Here is a 20,646-nt window from a genome sequence, read left to right as displayed (position 1 = left end):
TGTTTGGTTTGCTGGGTTGAGTATTCGTTATGAAAGAAAGTGGAAGCTTCTTCGATATGGATTATGGTAGTGCCACGAATACACGAATGTTATTTGGTTTGCTGGGTTGAGGACGCGTTACGAAAGAAAGTGGAAGCTTCTTCGATATGGATTATGGTAATGCCACGAATACACGAATGTCATTTGGTTTGCTGGGTTAAGGACGCGTTATGAAAGATTGGGGAAGCTTCTTCGGTATGAGGTATAGTAGTGCCACGAATACACGAATGTTATTTGGTTTGCTGGGTTCAGGACGCGTTACGAAAGAATGGGGAAGGTTCTTCGGTATGGATTATGCTAGTGCCACGAATACACGAATGTTGTTTGGTTTGCTGGGTTGAGGACGCGTTATTGATCTCCTAGCGTAAGTACAGCCCTTTCTGTGCTGAGACAAATTGTAATCAGGTAGCCGTAAGTTTGACCTCGAAAATCCCACTTGATTCGAATAGCATAGGGGAGAAAGCAGACTTTAGCAATAAATATTTCTGAAGCTCTTATTAATAAGCTTTGAAGGCTTTTTCCAGCTCTGCCTTTATATCGGCTCTTACAAAATCGGGTTCTAAAACCTGTACCAGACTTCCATATTTTAAGAGTTGTTGCTTGAGTTCGAAATTATAGCTAACGAATAATTTAACGGTGTAGAAGCCGTTTGATCCATTTGTAAGCTCTTCCTGTGAGCGGTGCAGTTTCAAGGATTCCAAATAAGGCTTCTGGCTGACATCAAAACGCAGCACTATGTGTCTCGGTTCATAATCACTAAAGTTTAAACCAACGGTATGTGATAGTTTCTCGTTAGCTTCTTCGGTTTTGTTTCTGAATGGTTTATTATCTAAAACCTGTAAATCGGATAGTCTATCCAGCCCAAAAACCCTAAAGCCATTTTCGGTTTCTCCCACGACGTACCATCTGTTTTGATATTCTTTGAGCAACTGTGGTTTTATAGTATGGGTTTTGGGTTCTTTTCTACCGGTGTGATAAAAACTGCTGTGCTCAAAACTTAGCTCCTTCCGATTTTTGATGGCTTCCAAAATGAGGTCGAAATATTGGAAATTCTTAACCAAACTGGTGTCATCCAGAGACAGGTATTTATGGGTCTCATTCTCTAAAGTGATGCTTTTGTTGAGCAAGTTGGATAAGGCGATACGTTTGAAAAGATTGGTTAAAAATGAAAACTCCTCGGTGTCCTCTATTTCTATTTTATAACCTTTTGTTTTAGGGTTGTGAATTTTGAATCCCAATCCTACTAAAAATTGATAGTCTCTACTAAAAGTCGATGACTTGAAGATTATACCTTCCCTTTTTAAACCAGCTGCTATTTGTTGCGAAGTTAACAAACCATCCGCATTTTTCAGCAACTCCAAAATAACCAAATATCGTCTGATGTCTAAACTCATAATTATCACATTTTTTATCCTTCCCACTATGCGGGAAAGCTAGCCATTAACTTTGTTGGAAACCATTAAAAACAAACCAATATGGATTTACAAAAAGCACCATTAGATCAATTGAGCCGCTTGATGCAAAGCAGCATGACCACCTCCACCGAAATCGCAAAAATATCTGGCGAAGACAAAACCACAGTGACGCTGATTACCTTAGGTTTCACTTTGGCGTTTACCGGAATTTTACGGGCTTTGAATGGCTAGTTGCTTATTGGTATCCGCCCAAAGGCCAATTCAAAAAATCGAGTAGGCAAATTACTAAACCTTATACTTATGAAAGATGAAAAAACAACTCAAGCTGCAATAGTGGCATCAATAAGTGCAGCTGGTGCTGGCGTTGGTGCTCTAATTGCTGTTTCCGCAGGTATTGCTCTTGCCATACCAATTGCGATTGGTGCTGGAGTCGCTTGCCTTGGCTATGCGGTGGCGAAAACTAAAGCTTAAATTTATAAACCCTGAAGTTTGAGGCTTTGGGGTTTTGTTTTTTCTTCTTGTTTCCTGAACTGCAAAAATTGTAATTTGTTCAAGTAAACCTTAACTCACAACTTCCTTGATAGTATTTCATCAACCTTTCTCTGAATTCCCATCTCTGCATTAGCGAGAGCCTTTCTTGCTAAAACACCATTTATTCCATGATTAGAAACTTTGTTAGCATTCTCCAACCAATCTTCCAATCTCATTTTCCCTTTCGATTGATTTATGGTTCGTAAGGTAACCGACACGTTTTCTGGACAGTTGACCACCTCTGCAATTTCATGATTGGTCAACCGATCGCGATACTTCATAAAAACAGCTTCTGATGACCGGATGTGTTCGTAATCGTAACGGTCTCCTCCACGCAAGGTTTCTCCTGTGTAGCAATCGGTATATAGTGCTATGCCATCGCCTCCTTTTGCTAAAGCTCGTTGGTGCATTTGGGCTTTTACTTTATTGAATAGGAGGTCTATTTCGAGGCGGTGGTAGGGGCGGGTTGGGTTGTGCAATTTTAAAATTCTAAAGTAAAATCATCATCAAAATCCTGATTTAAATTTCTTTCTAGCTCATTGTCTAAAGCCTTTTTGTGATTTTCCATTGGATTATGATTAGCCACGTTTGTCATAGCTGTAAGTCCTTCTCTTATCTTGTTAATATCATTGCTCTCCAAACCTGCATCCACTACATCGCTAGCTTTATCCATACTCTGTTTCTGTTTACCATATTCTTCGGTAATTATTCGATTCATCTGCTGATGCTCGGATCTTATTTTTAACAGTTCAATTTCAGTTTGAGCTTGTAGCTTTTGTGATTCCATGAAAGAATCTTTCAATCCTTTAACACCTTGGAACAAATTATTTGCTTTGTTAAATGTGTCTTGAATATTATTGGTAACTTCACTTACCATCTGAGTACCCTCTTTTGCTATATTAACAACTTCCTTACTCTTTTCTAGAGTATTATCAATATTACCTTGGATTTTAGCCAATCTGTTTTCGCTATTTTTAATTTGTTCTTTATTTTCCATGATTATTTAATTACATTTTCTTTGACTATTTTCAACACATTAAAAAATTCGGTAACGGTTTTTTTATTATTTTTTACTACATCAACTTCACGCAAAATACGTCTGTTCTCTAATTCATATTCTCTAAATAATTCAGTTTTATCTTCCTCATATATATTTTTGGCTTTTAGCGATTTATGTCTCTTATCTTTTAATTTCTTATTCAACAAATCATACTCTTTCAAAGAATCAATAATTGTAAGTCTTTTATTTAGATGGTGATTAAAATTTTTCTTTGAATTATTAAGTAAAGCTTTCCAAAAGGAAATGTTAGAATGAATTTTTAAAGCTTGATTTTCAATTTCAATTTTGTTTTGTTGTAAATCATAGGGCTCTCGAGCCAATTTATATTCAAGATATATTGGATCTCTTTTTAGTTCATCAACAATTGGTTTAAGAATTTTGTTATAACATGTTTCTACAATCAAATCGGATTTGTCGAATAAAGTTTTTCGCTTATTAATTTCTTGTTCTTCAATACTCAGAGACTGAATCACCTTGCTAATATGACTTAATTTTTCATTTAATTTACTATCTGCTTCTCTAACATTCCCTATAGCGTCAATATTTTCGCCAATCAAATTACCAATACCTTTAATTAACTCTCCTGCGATTGCAACCCCAAGCTCTCCTTTAACTTTTCTGAAATCATCATCTGTGAACTCGTCCTTTTCTGCTAATTCAAGAAAAGACCCATTATGTAATGTATCGTTAATGGAATTAAATACGTCGATTCCTATAGTTTCAAAATTAGTAGTTTGTATATCGTCTAATGAAATGCTGTAATCATTCATAACTTTTGATAACTCATATTTACTAAAATCCCGATATTCTTCGAACATTTCCGCATTACTTGCTTTCAATGCAAATGGCCCAAAAAACTCACGAATAGCAAAATCTGTTATACCTAATAATTTTCCGTAAAGTTCGACTTTATCTTTAGCTAAAATTTCATCAGCATTTTGAACAATCTCTTTCCATTCTGTTATTTGAGGTATTAAATTTTTCTGAATATGAGAGACTTTCTTTTCATAATCACTTTTGGCCGAACTGCCTAGAAAATATTTTTTGCTTAGACTATGGAGAGGTAACTCATCTTGTGTTAATTGAACTTGACTCGCAGGACTATCTTTAATTAATTGGTATTTCTCTATCTTTGAGAATTTTTCAGACAAATCTTTCATTTCGTTAAAGGTCATGATATTGCCACAAGAACATCTGCTTGTATTGATAGTGATGCCATTCCCACATGAATTACAAAATATTACTTCTGTCATAATAATTCTATTTAAAATTTGGTACTGAGTCTGTAATATATAATGTTAAAAAAACAATTGAAAGGAATATGGGTAATGCCCAAACAAGTGGGTCTTTAAGCATAGTGAAATTACCTCCTATTTGATTTTGGGCTTTTCTAGCTGCAAGTGGTTTGAAAACATAAAACGACAGTGGTAGATACAGAATATAAATTCCAATCAATAAAATTAGAAATACATTTCTGTTTTGATTGTCAGACATTAAGGATTCTAAATTTGTCTTTTTAATCTCTACCGGCTTATTGTCGGGAACAAAAGCCAAAATGGTGTTATAATCTTTCAGTGCATCTTCATAATTGCCATTTTGAAAATATAACTCACTTCGCTTTATATATAAGTCAACATTATCAGAATCTTTCGTGATAGCATTACTATATTCCTCTACTGCCTCATCCAATTTATTTTCTTGTTCATAATAATCTCTGCGTAATTCTAGGGCTTCATCATCATCAGGATGTCTTTCTATGTACACATTTATGTCATCTAGGAAATCAGAGTCATTGTTTTTTAAATGAACTAATGCTCTTAATTTATAAACTTTAGAAGATTTTCCTTCGATTTCTATGGCCTCATCAAAATTTTCTTCTGCGAAATCCAACCAGTCTAACGCATAGCATGCTTCGCCTTTTTTAATAAAACCAACCGACAAAGTATCAGTTATTGCTATTGCCGTATTTGCATATTTTATAGCCTCTTCATAATTATTAATTTGAATGAGAGAGTCTGCTTTTGAAATATAAAGATTATAGTCATTAATTTTTTGTTCATAAGTAAGCCCATCTCCACAACTCAAAATAAATAATGATAATACTAGAATGAATAATTTTCTAAACATATTGATTAATTAAATTAATTTAAACTCCAAATACCCCAAACTCAAATACCCCTCAGGCTTCAAGTCAATGCCATGGACTCTTAAAAAAGCTTTATGGATTTTATCGGCTTCATCAAAAGGGTTGGAAAACATGCTGCTCATTTGTACAGACAATCCTTTATCCACAAATTCTCCATTTACATTCATTTTTTCTTTAGTTTTAATTTCAAATGTTGCCATATTCTCTAGGTATTTATTATTAATAGGTTAAGTATTCAGAAAGTCGCTTTTTAGCTTCAATCATAGATATCAAAAAATCAAATGATTTCTGAATGACCATATTCATGAAGTAACATTAATTATAAACCAAATCCTCGTCCGAAATGCACTCCCAACTATGAAACACCACTTCATCATTTTTTTCTGAAGCAGTGCAGGTGGCACTCGTATTTAACTGGGAATTGACGGTGTCGTTTTTATAGACGCCACATTTTCGACATTTGTAGGTTGACATAGGTTCGATTTTAGGGTTGTTAATTTGTGTTAAAAAGTCAAAGCTATTTTCTAAACAGACAAAACCTGTCCGTTTCAAAAAAGTTTACCTTAATACTGCAATAATAGAAGTTGCTTTTCCCATATATCGGGAATGTGAGCTAAGTTGTCCGAAATTTATTTGGGAACCTGAAGCGCTTTTGAGAAAAATTGCTGTGGCGTAAACCGGAAATTCATAGGTTAACCTAATAATGAAATCAGTTGTAATAGCCCATCATCAGGTCTAAATGCTGCTTCACAAAATCTCTAGCATGCAATGGACTAATCACTTTCACCCAAAGATTATACTTTAAGATTTCCATTAGAAACTCGTAATTAGGCTCCAAATAGACTTTGATTTCGCCCCAAATGTCTGGATTGCCATAGTCTAAATCATCTGTATCGATTGCCTTGGGGCGGGCTACAATTTTTTGGGAATGATGTAGCGGATTATTAGTGAGGTACTTAAAATGATGATTCGCCACTTGAATATGGATCCACTCTGCTGGCATCCCGGTTTTCAAAACACCAATGGTATTTTTAAAATGTTCAAACGGATTGAAAGTGATAGGTTGCTTCGTTGGCTGCTTGTTGATTTTTAGGCTTTTGATGCGGTCATCCAGACAAAAGGTATAAACGCCATGCTGCTCGTTATGCGCCATCAAGTACCAAGCCTTGTTAATTTCCTTGAGATGCAAAGGCTGGAAAAAACCGGCAATGGTTTGAAAGCCATCATCATCGTACCAACCTTGATATTCCAATTCAATAAAAAATTGTTGCTCTATCGCATGAATGAGAGGTACCAAATCCACCTGCGAACTCAATGAACTGCGCGACGTGGTCACATGGGCTTTCCAAGCATGGGCGTGGTGATGGAGAAGGTAGATTTCGGTTTTTTCATAAACGTCCTTGAGCGCTTCACTGACTTCATAAGCCTCGATATAATAGCCATAATTACGTTTGTGCAAAATCACAGCCTGATAATAGGATTTTATCTTTTCCAGATCGCGCTTTATGGTTTTTTGACTGTACTGGTTCAATTTATCATAAAGCGGATCGTCAATATTATCCAAGCGTAATTGATCGAGTACATTTCGCAAATCTGAAAGCGGCACGAAGCCGTTCTTTTCAATCCCATAGACTTTGGAATTGGAAATAACGCGTAAGATGTAATAGCGACGAAGAAATTCGGGGGTCATGGTAGTATTTGAAAAACGAATGTAATAATAAACTTTCAAACGGCTAAAAGGAATCTGTTTTTATATATTTGAGCACCCAACTGCCATTGATGACTTCAGTTTTTACTAAGAGCGATTTTATTGCCACCAAATGGTTTGCGCTCGAAAAAATAATCCAACTTATTGCTGGCGTTTTCATCGTTCCGCAAATATTCAGTGCTCTGGGCAGCATAGATATCGGTAAACTCAAATTTGTTGAATCGGTTTTGGGGCTGTTGACGCCGCTTTTTTTTCTGGGCTTATCTGCAATTTGTATTCGGGAACTTGTATTTCATCCAAAACGGGATCAGCTTATTTTGGCGACTGCCTTTTATCTGCGAATGATAAGTTGGAGTGTTGTGTTTATTGGCATTCTAATCTATTTTGGTTTGGCTGAAGGGACTGCCTTAAGCGGCTTGTACCTCATAATCGCTTGCAGTTACCTGTTTAAACTGACCGATGTTTTTGAATATTATTTGCTGGCAAAAAAATGGACAAAAATCATATTCATCTCTAAGATTTCCAGTCTGTGTATCATTGTGGCCTTGCAATACTATGGCGTTAAAAATCAGTTTGATGTGTATTATTTTGCCAAACTCATTGTGCTTGATTTCTGTATTCAGGGGCTGATTTATGCCATTATTTTAAAACATAAAAAGCAATTGGATTTTAAGCAATGGAAGTTTTCTTGGAAGCTAGGCGCATCCCTATTAAGAATGTCTTTTCCTTTAATACTATCTAATGGCTTGGTCATGTTTTACATCGCAATTGATGAGCTGTTTCTAAAGTATTTTTATGGCGATCATGAAAACGGAATCTTTGCCAGCGTTCAGTTTCTAGTCATTGGCTTGAGTTGGAATATAGGCTTTTCCATCATCAATGCTTTATACCCTTCCTTGGCTGAATCCTTCCAGGTAAACACCGCGCTCTACCGAAAGAAGATCAAAGCGCTTTTAAAGATCATGCTTTTCTTGGGGGTGGCGATAGGCGGTTTTTATACGATTTTCGGAAACACCATTTTGGAAACTTTCTTTTCTGAAACTTATAAAGAAGCAAAAACGCCCTTATTGATTTTTAGCTGGGCGCCGCTTTTTATATTCTTAGGGATGGTTTATGAAAAACATTTGATCAACACCGAAGCCTTACAAAAAAACGTGTACCGATTTGGTTTAGGTTGCTTATCTAACCTTATTTTATGTTATCTGTTGATTCCCGTTTGGGGCGTAAATGGTGCGGCAATAGCCGTTTTAATAAGTCATTTTATAACGAATATTGCCTATGTGTTTTTGGATACCGAAAGTAGGAAACAAGTTTTTTCGATGTTTTGAGTGGTTTTAGAATGCTATAAACCACCCCATAACAGTCGTGCTCATAAGTGCTCCCGGCTCGCATGGGGTCGCTGTATCTAGCGCTTCAAAGCAAAATGCCCAGTGAAAGTCCTTCCGTCAATCAGTGTTGCCAAGAACCAATAATCGTCGCTTGGCAGTGCTTGGCCGTTTAAGGTGCCGTCCCAGCCGGCGCTGGTATTGTTGAGCTGTGTGATCCGTTTTCCGTAGCGGTTGAAAATTTGGATTTCTATCCCTTGATTAAAATCAGAATTTACGCCATACAGCTGCCAGCGTTCGTTGAACGTGTCGCCGTTTGGTGTGAAAAACCTAGGAAATCCCAGCACCGAAATTAATTTTTCAGCAATCCCACACCCATGACTGTCTCGCACATAAACCTTGTGGAATCCTGGCGCAACATTGGTAAACGTCTCACTGCCTTGAAAGGAACCGTTGGGGTCATCCAAGGCATAGCCGTAATTCCTTGGCGTACTCGTGATCACGGTTATGCTGTTGTTTTGGCTGCCTTCAGTGATCAGGATATCTTCAATAATCGGGAGGGTGGATGCTTCCACAGTAATCGTTCTACTCGTGGCACAGCCATTGGGATCGGTAAGGGTCACGGTATAAACTCCAGCTTGATTGGCCTCAAAAAAAGAGGTGTTCACGCTGCTGGCATTGCCATTAAATTGCCACTCGTAATAATAGTTACTGGGAAGGTCATTTAAAACACCTCCCTCAAGTGTTACGGTTTCTGGGAAATCACTGCTACAATAATAAACGGTTTCGTCTGCCTCCACAATTGGCGTGCCCAATACTTTGAGATTTACTTCGGAAATGGCGAAGCATTGATTGTTGCTTTCTACTTTCACAAAGAGGGTTTGGAAATCGACTACATCGTTTTGGAAATTTGTGTCTAACGGATTGTTTTCTGAAAAAGCATCTTCTTCAGTAAGGTAATAGGATACGGAAGCATTTGTTGGGATCTGACTTTCAAAGGAAGCTGTGATCTCATTTAAATTGAAATCGGCTATGCCATCTACCATCTCTCCATCGCAGGCTTCTAGCGTGGCAATGTTTAAACTAGTATTCGAAATCTGGAGTTCGAGCTCGGCAACTTCAATGCAACCTGCACTATTTTGAACGCGGGCGAAAACAATTTGCGAAGGACTGGTATTCTCAAAGCTCGTGGCATTGGCGATGTAATTTTCAGCTTCAAAGGCATCATTTTGCGTCAAATAAAAATTTGACACAACGCTGTTGGGGCTTTGGTTGACGATGGATTCTTCCGCATCAAAAAGATTATAATACGTAAGACCGTCTTGGTTTTGGTCACATGCAATCAAAACGGAGTTGGTTGGTGTGGGTTTTGGAGAAACTTCTACGATGACTTTACCAAAAGAGATGCAGCTATTGTCTAATGTGATTTCCACGGTGTAAATTCCGGCTTCGGCAACATTCAGCGTCTGGCTGGTTTCCATAGGGAGTAGCGTGTTGTTCTTGAACCATTTGTAGCTGTTGGCGTTTGAGGCGCTGGCATCCAGTGCAATGCTTTCGCCTTCACACAAGCTGTTTGCCGAATCTATGAGACGGTTTGGTCCCAAATCTGTTGATAATTTAAAACTGCCAGCTTCCAAAAACACAGCAGAATCATAGCGGTAATTTTGTTCATCGGCAATTACCAGCTTGACATGGTAGGTTTGATTGGGTACCAAGGTTGCGGTGGCTGTAAGGATTTTTGTTTGTCCGTTGAAATTAATTGGTGCATCTTGCCCGTTGAAACTCTCAAAATAGGCTTCATTTTGCGCCTCACAAGCCCCTGGGATTGTTGGGTGTACGGTGGTTACCTTCACAGGGATTTGGGTGTCTGGCACCAAGGCAATGTTCTGATAGGTTTGCTCATTTGCCGGTCGGATCAAAAACCCAAACAAATCGGAGTACTGACAAGTATTTGGGTTGCCTTCCTGATATTCTTCCGAAGCAAAAATATATCTAAAGCTAATTTGTGATGCGGCTGAGGTAAAATCAAAGGCTATGATGGTTGCATTTGTGGTATTGTTCTCGTTCAAGACCGCTTCTAAATCGGCATCTCCTGCCCAATTGGTCGCATTGTCATCGCTCAAACTGCTGTTTGGACCTCTTACATTTGCTAATTTACCAGTGCTTAAGACGATGCCACTTTCAAAGGGAAACGAGGAGCCTGCGGCTTCAAAATAGCCGTAACTGCGGTCTGTAGTGCCAAAATCGCCTCCAAGGACATAGGTCACTTCAACGTTGTCAATGCAATCACTATCAATGAGTATGTTTTCCACCAACTGTTGCGGGGTGTAGGTTTGGCTATCCACTTGGATATTTTGACCAAAAGAACATGCCGTGAGTAGACCGCATAAAATTTGAGGAAACGCCTTCATTTGATTTTTTTGAGCGGACAAAGATACAAAGCAAATGGTCCATTCCCGTTAAAATTGTTGGGATTTGACTTACAAGCGCAAGGCAAAATGGCCTTTTACTTCAAAGGCAATATCACCTTTGCGCACTTTGGCGACAAACCAGTAATCGGTTGCTGGCATGAGATTGCCGTTGTAGGTTCCATTCCAGCCGGGGCCATTATAAGTTAGGGTTTTAAGTAGTTTTCCGTAGCGGTCAAAAATATAGACGATGGTGCCTGTGAGCGTTTCCACACCGGTAATATGCCAAGTGTCAAAATATCCGTCACCATTTGGAGTCACAAATTTTGGGGTGTCAATAACCACGACTTCCTTGCTCACTTCAGAGCAGCCATTGAGGTCAATAACGGTTATGGTGTGGTAGCCCAAACTCACATTTTCAAACACGTTGGATTCCTGGGGCACATTCGCATCGAGTTGATACAGGTAGTTGCCAATACCACTTATGGTAATGGTAATATTATTGGGGTCTGAAAAATCGACGGTTTCTGTGATCTCTATTGTCGCTGCCTCAGATTCAGTGACTTCAAAAACACTGGTAATTGCACAGCCAAAAATCGAGGTAACGGTCACGGCATAGCTGCCAATCTCATCGATTTCAATTTCGGGGCTGCTTTGGTTGGTGGACCAAAGGTAAGTGTCGTCGGGATTGTTGGTGTTGGCGCTTACCAGTAAGGGTAAATTCTCCAAACAGATGACTTGGTCTGGGATCGCCACTTGTGGTTTAAGGAAAACGATGGTCTGGAATTGGGTGCTGCTAAAACAACCGGTATCCATATTTTGGACGCGCACATAAATGGTTTGTCCAGAAGCGGACTCATAATTTTCTGGCAATGCATTGCTGCCTTGAAAGGCATTTTCCGCGGAAGTATAAAAACTCAGCTCAAAATTGTTCGCGTTTTGGGAACCTAGAATGAAAGTGGTTTGTGACTCGAAATCAAAATCGAAAAACCCATCAAAGTCATCGTCACAAGCTTCAAGGGCGTCAGGTTGGTTGGCGATAGGCAAGGGGTTGATGATCAAATCAAAGTCGTATGTGGTCCAGCAACCGGTGCTGTTATTTGCGATTCTTATAAAAAGGGTATCGTTGGTGCTGTTGTAGGTGTAATCGGTGTTGATGGCGTTTTCATTGGCTTCAGCATCTTCTTCGGAAAGGAAATAGCTGAAAGTCATACCTGAAGTCGTCTCACTTACTACGGAATTTATTGTGCTTAAATCAAAACTGTTGGTCTCATTTTCGCAAATTACGTAGCTTTGAAAGTCATTGAGCGCGGGCGGAAGATTCACCGAAAGATTTATGGGCAGCGTAACGTAGCAATTAGAGATGGTGTTATTGATCTTGATGTAAACCGTTTGCGGATTGGAGGTATTGGTATAGTTTTCTGGATCTGAAATGATTTCGGCATCGGTCTCGGCACCTTCAAAGGATTCGTGATACGTGACCACGATATTGTCTTGCCGCACATCTAAAATCTCTATTTCCACAACACTGATGTCAAAAGGTACCAATCCATCATAATCTGTGTCACACTGCCTTAAATCTGAGGGCGTTCCCACCGACGGCACTTGAATGATACTGATCTCAAAAGTCGCCACTGCTCGGCAATAGGTGCCATCATCGATACGTGCGTAAATCGCCTGTGGATTGGTGCTGTTTGTGTAATTTAAGGGCACCGGGTTTAAATTGTTTTGCGCATCATATTGAGACTCGTGAAAGGAGACGTCCAGATCTTGTGGCGAACCTGCAATGATTTCGTCAACTTTTTGGCTGAGGTCATAGGTCTCAACGGCATCATTGCTTATGTCGTCACAAAGAAAAACACTGGTGGGTGCATTGAAAATGGGTAAAGCCCCAACCAAAACCACAAAAGAGGAGGTGCCAAAACAGCCTTCATCAGTAATGCTTTCAACCCGAACGTGAATGGTTTGGGGGCTGGATAGATTTTGATAAGCAACATATTTATCAATGATATCAACCCGATCAATGGCGTCTTGAGCGGTTTCAAAATAGAGCACCTGCTTCCCGGTTTGGTCGTTTAGAATGTCTTGATCCTTCAGATAAAAAAAGAAATCTGCTATGGCATTACCATCGGCCTCACAGTTTTCAAAGTCTGCGATGGCTTCAAATACGGGTAAGGTATTGATATCAGCATAAAAGGACACCACGCTAAAGCAGCTGGTCGTCTCATCCTCAACACGCACATAAATAAATTGGGAGATGGAATCATAATTTTCCGGAGTGTCAATGGCATTGGAGGCGCTAAGTGCTTCATCGTAATCGGTATGGAAAGAAAACGCGATTCCTGTGGTATCGGTAGTGATTTCGGGGATTTTGCTTTCCAGATCAATCGTATAAATCCCATCTTGATCGTCGTCACACACAATAAGATTTGATGGTGTATTGGCAACAGGCGAATTTAAAACGTTGATGGTTAAGGGAGCAATGTCAAAGCAATTGGAAAGGGAACTCTCCACGCGAACCCAAACTTGTTGTGGGTTTTCAAGATTGTAGTAAAATGGAGGCAATTCATTGTCTTGAGCTATGGCATCCATTTCTGTGAGATAATAGGAAACGCTGGCGCCATTGACTCCAGCTGCCACTTGGGTGTTGAAACTGTCCAGTGCTATGGATGTAAATCCATCGGTATCGTTATCACAGTAATTCACATCGGCAAGCCCTTGAATGTTGATTGGCGGTACAACGTCAAGCACGATGGTTGTTGAAGTTTCGCACTCATCGTCTATGACCGTTACATACAATGTCTTAGAATTACTTACCGAATAGGGCAGCTCTTTATTTAAAGGATTGCTGCCAGCATTTAGATCCTCTTCAGATTCATAAAATAGAATCCCGTAGGTCTCATAGCCGTTGGTAAGATAGAGTTCCACTTGATTGAGGTCGAAATTTTCTATGCCATCTTCCGAAGCGTCATCACAAAGATAGAACGGGATCGTACTAAAGCCAGTGATGGTAATGTCGGCATGCAATTCTAAGGGCAAAATCACAAAACAGCCGGTGGTATCGTCCACGATTCTTATATAAACTGTTTGTAAGCCTGCCACTACGTTTTGATAGTTATTGGCATTGGCAATGGGATTGTTGCCAGTTTGGGCTTCTGCCAATTGGGCATGGAAGCTTACCGTAACACCAGTTAGACCTTGCAGAATCTCGCCAATAATTGAACTGAGGTCAAAGGCCTCGGTACCGTCGCCATCCTGTTCACAGGCATTGATGTGAGCTGTGCTCTCAGGGTTTACGATTGGACTGTCTTGAACGCTTATCTCTACAGAAGTTGTATTGGAACATCCAGTTGTGGCGTCAAAAACCCTTATGTATAGCGTTTCGTTTGGATTGATGTTGGTGTACGGGGAATACAACGGGTTTTGACCAGATTTTGCGTCCTGCAGTGTATAGTGATAACTCACAAAAAGATTAGGGTCTCCTCCAGTGAGTTGATCGTTGGTGTTGCTAAGATCGATTTGGGTAATGCCATCTGGAAGACCGTCATCGCAAACAGTGATTGCAGTGGGAGGGTTGGCCTCTGGCAATGGGTTGACCACTAAATTGAAGCTTGTGAAAACAATACAGCCATTCAATGCATCTATGCTTCTAACATAAATGGTTTGCGGGGAAGCCGTGTTTTGATAGGGGCTAGGCAAGGGATTTAGGTTATTTTCCGCATCTTGTTGAGAAAGATGATAGGTCAATAGGTACGTGGAGGGAGTCAGAGCATTGAGCACTTCTGCATCTTTGGAGTCTAATTCGAAGGATTCTATGGCATTATTGGAGCTATCATCGCACAATATATAATCGGATATAGGCGCTAAACTTGCTTCTGAATTAAGGGTAACCAAAACGCTATCTTGAATCACACAGGACGTTTCGTTGAGCTGAATACTGATTTGCACCTGATAATTACCGGAAGCATTTGCCTGCAAGCTGGGATTGGTTTCTCCAGCAATGGGCATCCCATTTAAAAACCACTCATAGGTGGCCAAGCTGTTTTCAATATCTGCGTTGAGTTGGTAGAAATTGGCACAGGTCACAATATCTGGTCCTAAATCCGCCGAGGGTTGAAAACTGTTGCTTTCTATAAATACTGCGGAATCGTAGAATTTATCACCTTGATCTGCAATAACCAATTTGATACGGTACTTCACATTGGGTTGCACTGCAGCAGTTGCGGCTAGAATTGTGGTACGACCATTATAATTGGTGTCGCCAAGATTGTAGCCTGCAAAGTATTCAGGGTTTGAAGCCGGACAAAACTCTACAATCTCGTTATGAATGGTATTGGTGTTTACAGGAATATTAGTGCCAGGGATCAAGGCAATATTGGTGTAAGGTTGACTGGATCCAACAGGACGGATTAAAAAGGCAAATCCATCAGAATAAGAACAGGGATTCGCATCCAGATATTCTTCAGATGCCAACAGATAATTGAATTCAATTTGGTTCGCCGCTGTGGTAAAGTCGAATTCTACGGAAGTAGCGTTCATTACATCTGAAATCCCAAGCGCAGTCTCAAGATCAGGATCTGTGCCCCAATTATCATCGCCTTCATTTAAAGGATTGGTGTTTAAAACATTTCCTGCGGAAGAAATCGTCCCGGTGCTTAAGATAATCCCGCTTTGAAAAGGGAAATCGGAAGATGCCCGATTGAACGAGCCATAACTATCAATGCCACTGGCTTGCCCATTCACGGTTGAGGAAATGTTGGTTATCTCCACACAACCTTGCCCCAGATTTTGCTGAATAAGCGCCTCAAGCGGGATGGAAGCGTCCGTTGTAATTTGCTGGGCAAATACAAGGTAGCAGCTCCCTAAAAGTATTAGGAACAACACAGAGTCTCTCATTCTCATCATAATAGCAGTGGTTGCCACAAATGAGGTTATTAGTTTTGATAGAATTTAGGGAGTTGTAAAATTACAATTTTTGAAACTATGAAAAAATCTATGGTAAAAAGATTTTTGCACCAAAAAATCCATTTTATTAGTTGTATCGCAAATATAAAGGTTCAAGCAGGGTCAGGAAACTATTTATCTTCTTAATGTAAAATGGCCCTTCAATTCAAATACTTGGTCGCCCTGTCTTACTTTAGCTACATACCAATAATCTGAAGCTGGCATCGCTTGACCATTGTAAGTGCCATCCCAACCTCTGGAAAAGGCTGAAAGCTGTTTCAATAATTTGCCATAGCGATCGTAGATATTTATGATCGTTCCAGGTAAATTTTCAACACCTGTGATATGCCAGGTATCAAAATAAGTATCGCCATTGGGTGTCATGAATTTTGGCGTATCCATGACCACAATCTCTCGGCTGACTTCCCCACAACCATTTTGATCTATGATGGTAATGGTATGGTAACCTAAGGGCACATTCTGAAAAACATTAAATTGCTGTGGTGGCAAGTTGTCCAATTGATAGAGGTAATCACCACTACCTGTCACGGTCACCGTCACATTGTTGGGGTCGTCAAAATTGATGACTTCTGTGAATTCTATGGAGGCAATTTCAGATTCTGTTACCTCAAAACTTCTGGTGGTGGCACAACCTAAAGCAGAAGTCACGGTAACGCTATAATTGCCAATGCTGCTTATTTCAATTTCGGGAGTGGTTGCCGTAGTGGACCAAAGGTAGCTGTCTCCAGGTATGTTTGTATTTGCGCTAACCAATAAAGGGGAGGTTTCCAGACAGAGGATTTGATCATCAATATTGACCACTGGCAACGGATTGACAAACACCGTAAAGGATGTGATGTCATAACAACCGGTAAATTTATGTTCTAAGCGGGCATAGAGCGTCTCATTATTTGAGGCTGCATAACTTACGTAAGTAATAGGATCAAAACCTTCTTGCGCAAAAACCAAATCGTTGTAATAATAGATAAAGAAATCGCTCGGGTTTGCACTTCCTAAAATGCTGGCATTTTGTTGGTTTAGGTCAAAAGCCAAAAGCCCATCGTAATCATCATCACAGGCTTCAAGATCCATGGGTGGGCTGGCTATTGGCGTTGGGTTTACTTTCAGATTAAATTCCTTGATGAATAAACATTGCGTGGTTGAGAACTGCACCCTTGCAAACAAGGTATCGTTATTGCTTGCATAAAAATAGGTGTCGTCTAAGACATTTATTTGATTTATTGCATCGCTTTCCGAAGCATAATAACTTACCAGTACATTAGCCGTTTGCTCCAATAATTGCTGATTGAAGCTAGAAAGTTGGGTGCTGCCTTCATCATTGCTGCATATCTCAACAGTATCAATAGCACTCAAAGCGGGTGGGCCGTTGGCTATAAGCGCCACGGGAACAATCGCTGCACAATTGGACAGGATGTTGTTTACTTTTAAATAAATGGTTTGTGGGTTGACGGTATTGTCAAAATCCGTGGCTGTGGGTATGATTTGAGTATCGGTTTCAGCACCTTCAAGGCTCAGGTGATAGGTTATATCCACGTCGCTAAAACGCACTTCTGTGATTTGCGTTACTACACTGGTAATGTCCCAGTTGACTAAACCGTCGTAATCAACATCGCATTGTACGAGTTCATAAGATGGGTTTAAACTAGGTACAGGAATTACGTTGACCAAGATATCCACTAGCGAGAAGCAACTTTCGCCTTCATCAATCCTGGCGAAAACTTGCTGGGGATTATTTGAAGTGGTATAATTCAACGGTAATTGGTTCACTTGATTTATGGCATCAGCTTTAGACTCATAAAACGCAATGTTCAAATCATCGGTGATCCCACTGGTAATTTCTATAAGCTTGTCATTCAAATCGATGCTGGTAATCCCGTCATTACTAATGTCATCGCAGATAAAAAGATCTGTGGGTTCATTGAAATTAGGTAAAAAACCAATCGCCAAATCAAATTCGGAAGTGCCAAAACAAGTCACATCCGTAATGCTCTCGACCCGCACATAAATGGTTTGTGGAATGGAAATGCTCGTATAAGCACTAAATTTATCGATAGCATTCACACGGTCTATGGCGTCTTGTTCGCTTTCAAAATAAAGCACGTCTTTCCCGGTCTGGCCATCTAAAACATCCTCATCTTTAAGGTTGAAGAAGAATTCTGAAACTACCGAGCCATCGGGCTCACAGTTTTCAAAATCGGCAATATCGCCAAATACGGGGGTGGTATTTATAAAGATTGGTAATTCAACAACGCTAAAACATCCCGTGGCCCCAATAGTTACTCGTGTGTAAATGGTTTGTGTGCTTGCATTATAACTGCTTGGGCTCAAAATAGGAGCTTCTTCATTTTCGGCATTGATTTGGCTTTCGTAAAACTTTATCTCCAGATTGGCAGTGCTGCTTACAATTTCTGAAATCTTACTGCTCAGATTTACGGTAAAGAATCCATCTTGATCGTTATCGCAGATAATAATCGGACTTGGTTCTGAAGTTACCGGAGCCGGGTGGATATCAATCGTCAACGGGGCGACATCAAAGCAGCTTGTGGCATTGTTGGTCACTCTCACGTAGAGCAGTTGGGGATTTGCAGTATTAGTAAAGTTGTTGCCGAGATTGTTCTCGTCGTTGAGCGCATCAGTTTCGGTTAAATAATATCTAACTGAAGGTGAACTAATCCCTACATTCACGATGGCATTAAAGCTGGGCAAGGAGATGTTGGTAATGCCGTCTTGATCGTTGTCACAATAATCCACGGTGCCAAAAGCTTGAATTTCAATTGGCGGATTGATCCCTAAATCCAAAACCACCTCTCCCGAACAGGATCCATTGGAAACACTCACATAAATGGCTTGGGGCGCTGTGCTTATAGTATAGGGCACCGATGTATCGATTGCATTGCTATTGCTGTCTTGATCGCTTTGTGATTCGTAAAATATAAGATTGAAACCTTCCAAATCACCAACGATATCTGCTTCAACTTCAGTAAGATCAAAATCCACAATGCCATCTAAAGAAGCATCGTCACATTCAAACGCCGTGTTGAGGTTGAGACCGGTATTGAAAATATTGGTATGCAATTCAATGGGTTCTACGGAAGGGCAGCCAATGGTATTATCCACAACCCGCATATAAACCGTTTGAAAATTGGCATTTGTGTTTTGGTAATTGCTGCTATTTGTTATTGGGTTTGCGCCAGTTTCAGCCTCTGTTTCCAGTTCGTGGAAGCTTACGTCCACACCTGTTAAGCCGTCAAGAACAGCGGCGGTAACGGAATTTAAATTGAAGTCGGCAAATTGGCTTCCGTCAGAGAGGCAGGCATTGATATAATGGGTAATGCTGCTGTCTAGCGTTGGTTTTTCAAGTATCGTAATGTCTAAAGTGGTCACAGCGGAACAGCCGGTTTCGCTATCGGTCACTCTTATGTAAAGCACATCATTAAAGGGTCTGGTATTGTAAGGCGAATTTATGGGATTGCTTCCGCTTAGCGCTCTTACATAGGAGTTGTGATACGTCAACGTGAAATTAGGATTGCTACCAAGAATTTCCGCAGTACTGTCGTCCAAATCTATGCGCGTTCTTCCGTCGGGAGCATCTTTATCACAAACTACTATTGGAGTTGGTGCACTAACCACTGGCGGACTTATCAATACCAAATCGAAGGTGCTAAAGGCCAAACACCCACTGAAGACGTCTTTGATGGCCACATAAATGGTTTGTGGATTTGAAAGGCTGGTGTAATTATCTGGAAGCGGATTGATATTATTGCTCGCATCTGCTGCAGAAGCATGATAGGAAATCGTGTAATTGGAGTCTGGCACGGCAGCCAGTGCTTCATCAGTTTTAGTGGATAGGTCAAAAACCTCCACGCCATCGCCTGAAGGATCATCGCATTTGATGAAATCGGAGATCACACCCGCAGATTGCTCGGCGTTTAAAACGATTTCAACCGCATCTGTTATGCTGCAGCTGGAGCTCAAAAAAGGAATATTGATTGCTACGGAATAAGTTCCAGATTCGGTTACCGTTAAATTGGGATTGGTCTCTCCCGGGATAAGCGTACCATCTTTGAACCAACTGTAAATGGCTGCGTTATTTGGAAAACTGCCGTCAATGGTCAACGATTCTGCACAGGTGGTAATATCCTCGCCCAAATCTACGGAAGCCTCAAAACTACTGCCTTGAATAAAGACCGCACTGTCAAAAAAGGAATCTTGTTTATCGGCAATCGCAAATTTAATGTGATAGGACACATTGCGATTAATGTTGGCAGTGGCAGTCAATACGGTGGTGCGACCGTTAAAATTGGTGTCGCCAATACTGTAACCTTCAAAAAATTCAGGATTTTGTGCTTCACAAAACCCAAATATTTCTTGTCTTATGTTCTGCGAATTTGTTGGGAGGGTGGTGCCAGGCACTAAAGCAAGATTGGTATAAGGGCCAGTGCTGCCAACTTCCTTGATTAAGATCACAAAAGCATCAGACTCATTACAGGGGTTGGTGCCAAAATATTCTTCAGAAGCCAAAATGTAATTGAATTCAACGGTGTTGTTTGCTGAAATGAAATCAAATTCTATAGAAGTCGCATTCAAGGTATTGCTTAAGCCTAAAACGGTTTCGAGGTCACTATCGGTTTGCCAGCTAGCGTCGCCTTCACTCAAGGTGGTGGCGTTGAACGTATTTGCTGCGGAAGCGATACTGCCTGTAGAAAGTATCAAGCCATCAACAAAAGGAAAATTGGAATTTACTTGCTGAAATTGTCCATAACTATCTATGCCGGTGCTGCTTCCGTTCACAGCTGAAGACACGTTGGAAATCTCAACACAGCCTTGGCCCAAACTGTTTTGGACGAGATCAGTCAAGGACGAATTAGTGTTGGTGCTGAGTTGTTGCGCCCTCACGGAATGGCAAAGTGAAAAGAACAATACCGCGTATAGGAAACAACTTTTGTTGAATTTTAACACAAGATCGATAATTGGGGTTAAGTTAAGTATTCTGTAAATGGTTGGGACATCAAAATTAACGAAAAAACTTAAGTAACTGTGATTTAAAAG

The 20,646-nt window shown here is 40.2% G+C and carries 14 protein-coding genes; 3 read left to right on the top strand and 11 right to left on the bottom strand.

From position 1 onward, the window contains the following. Nucleotides 1–536: 536 nt before the first annotated feature. A complete protein-coding gene (locus ESY88_RS16985; protein WP_147087811.1) occupies nucleotides 537–1,433 on the bottom strand; it encodes a helix-turn-helix transcriptional regulator in 897 nt (298 codons plus the stop codon). An 81-nt stretch (nucleotides 1,434–1,514) separates the two neighbouring features. On the opposite strand from ESY88_RS16985, the gene ESY88_RS21175 reads away from it, so the two are divergent. Both ESY88_RS21175 and ESY88_RS21170 read left to right on the top strand, forming a co-directional pair. Next, a complete protein-coding gene (locus tag ESY88_RS21175) occupies nucleotides 1,515–1,685 on the top strand; it encodes a hypothetical protein (protein WP_189702641.1) in 171 nt (56 codons plus the stop codon). 69 nt (nucleotides 1,686–1,754) lie between these two features. Next, complete coding sequence (locus tag ESY88_RS21170) at nucleotides 1,755–1,925, top strand: hypothetical protein (RefSeq protein ID WP_189702640.1); 171 nt, start codon at nucleotides 1,755–1,757, stop codon at nucleotides 1,923–1,925. A 95-nt stretch (nucleotides 1,926–2,020) separates the two neighbouring features. Here the strand turns inward: ESY88_RS21170 and ESY88_RS16980 are convergent, their stop codons facing one another. From ESY88_RS16980 to ESY88_RS16955, 7 genes are all read right to left on the bottom strand, one after another. Then, nucleotides 2,021–2,464: a hypothetical protein gene (locus tag ESY88_RS16980; RefSeq protein ID WP_223270872.1), complete on the bottom strand. Its 444-nt coding sequence runs from the start codon at nucleotides 2,462–2,464 to the stop codon at nucleotides 2,021–2,023. A gap of 2 nt (nucleotides 2,465–2,466) precedes the next feature. After that, nucleotides 2,467–2,982, bottom strand: coding sequence for a hypothetical protein (locus ESY88_RS16975; protein WP_147087807.1), 516 nt, complete (start codon nucleotides 2,980–2,982; stop codon nucleotides 2,467–2,469). A gap of 2 nt (nucleotides 2,983–2,984) precedes the next feature. After that, the gene (locus tag ESY88_RS16970; RefSeq protein ID WP_147087805.1) at nucleotides 2,985–4,298 is read right to left on the bottom strand and encodes a hypothetical protein; all 1,314 of its coding nucleotides are present in this window, start codon (nucleotides 4,296–4,298) and stop codon (nucleotides 2,985–2,987) included. A gap of 7 nt (nucleotides 4,299–4,305) precedes the next feature. Continuing rightward, nucleotides 4,306–5,172, bottom strand: coding sequence for a tetratricopeptide repeat protein (locus ESY88_RS16965; RefSeq protein ID WP_147087803.1), 867 nt, complete (start codon nucleotides 5,170–5,172; stop codon nucleotides 4,306–4,308). 9 nt (nucleotides 5,173–5,181) lie between these two features. Then, nucleotides 5,182–5,391 (bottom strand): DUF6140 family protein, encoded by a 210-nt coding sequence (locus tag ESY88_RS16960; protein ID WP_147087800.1) that lies wholly within the window; start codon nucleotides 5,389–5,391, stop codon nucleotides 5,182–5,184. Nucleotides 5,392–5,506: 115 nt separating this feature from the next. Next, complete coding sequence (locus tag ESY88_RS21165; RefSeq protein ID WP_189702639.1) at nucleotides 5,507–5,665, bottom strand: hypothetical protein; 159 nt, start codon at nucleotides 5,663–5,665, stop codon at nucleotides 5,507–5,509. Between the two features lie 235 nt (nucleotides 5,666–5,900). Next, on the bottom strand, nucleotides 5,901–6,881 hold the full coding sequence (locus tag ESY88_RS16955) for a helix-turn-helix transcriptional regulator (RefSeq protein ID WP_147087798.1): 981 nt from the start codon (nucleotides 6,879–6,881) through the stop codon (nucleotides 5,901–5,903). 89 nt (nucleotides 6,882–6,970) lie between these two features. Between ESY88_RS16955 and ESY88_RS16950 the strand changes: the two genes are divergently transcribed. After that, nucleotides 6,971–8,227, top strand: coding sequence for a flippase (locus ESY88_RS16950; protein ID WP_147087796.1), 1,257 nt, complete (start codon nucleotides 6,971–6,973; stop codon nucleotides 8,225–8,227). Nucleotides 8,228–8,304: 77 nt separating this feature from the next. Here ESY88_RS16950 and ESY88_RS16945 read toward each other — a convergent pair whose 3' ends face one another. The 3 genes from ESY88_RS16945 to ESY88_RS16935 form a co-directional block, all read right to left on the bottom strand. Continuing rightward, complete coding sequence (locus ESY88_RS16945) at nucleotides 8,305–10,635, bottom strand: choice-of-anchor L domain-containing protein (protein ID WP_147087794.1); 2,331 nt, start codon at nucleotides 10,633–10,635, stop codon at nucleotides 8,305–8,307. Between the two features lie 69 nt (nucleotides 10,636–10,704). Continuing rightward, the gene (locus ESY88_RS16940) at nucleotides 10,705–15,555 is read right to left on the bottom strand and encodes a T9SS type B sorting domain-containing protein (RefSeq protein ID WP_223270871.1); all 4,851 of its coding nucleotides are present in this window, start codon (nucleotides 15,553–15,555) and stop codon (nucleotides 10,705–10,707) included. A gap of 156 nt (nucleotides 15,556–15,711) precedes the next feature. Beyond that, complete coding sequence (locus ESY88_RS16935) at nucleotides 15,712–20,454, bottom strand: T9SS type B sorting domain-containing protein (RefSeq protein WP_147087791.1); 4,743 nt, start codon at nucleotides 20,452–20,454, stop codon at nucleotides 15,712–15,714. Between the last annotated feature and the right edge of the window lie 192 nt (nucleotides 20,455–20,646).

Source organism: Subsaximicrobium wynnwilliamsii (genome assembly GCF_007997225.1).
GTDB lineage: Bacteria > Bacteroidota > Bacteroidia > Flavobacteriales > Flavobacteriaceae > Psychroserpens > Psychroserpens wynnwilliamsii.
This window is presented reverse-complemented; position numbering and strand designations above follow the sequence as displayed.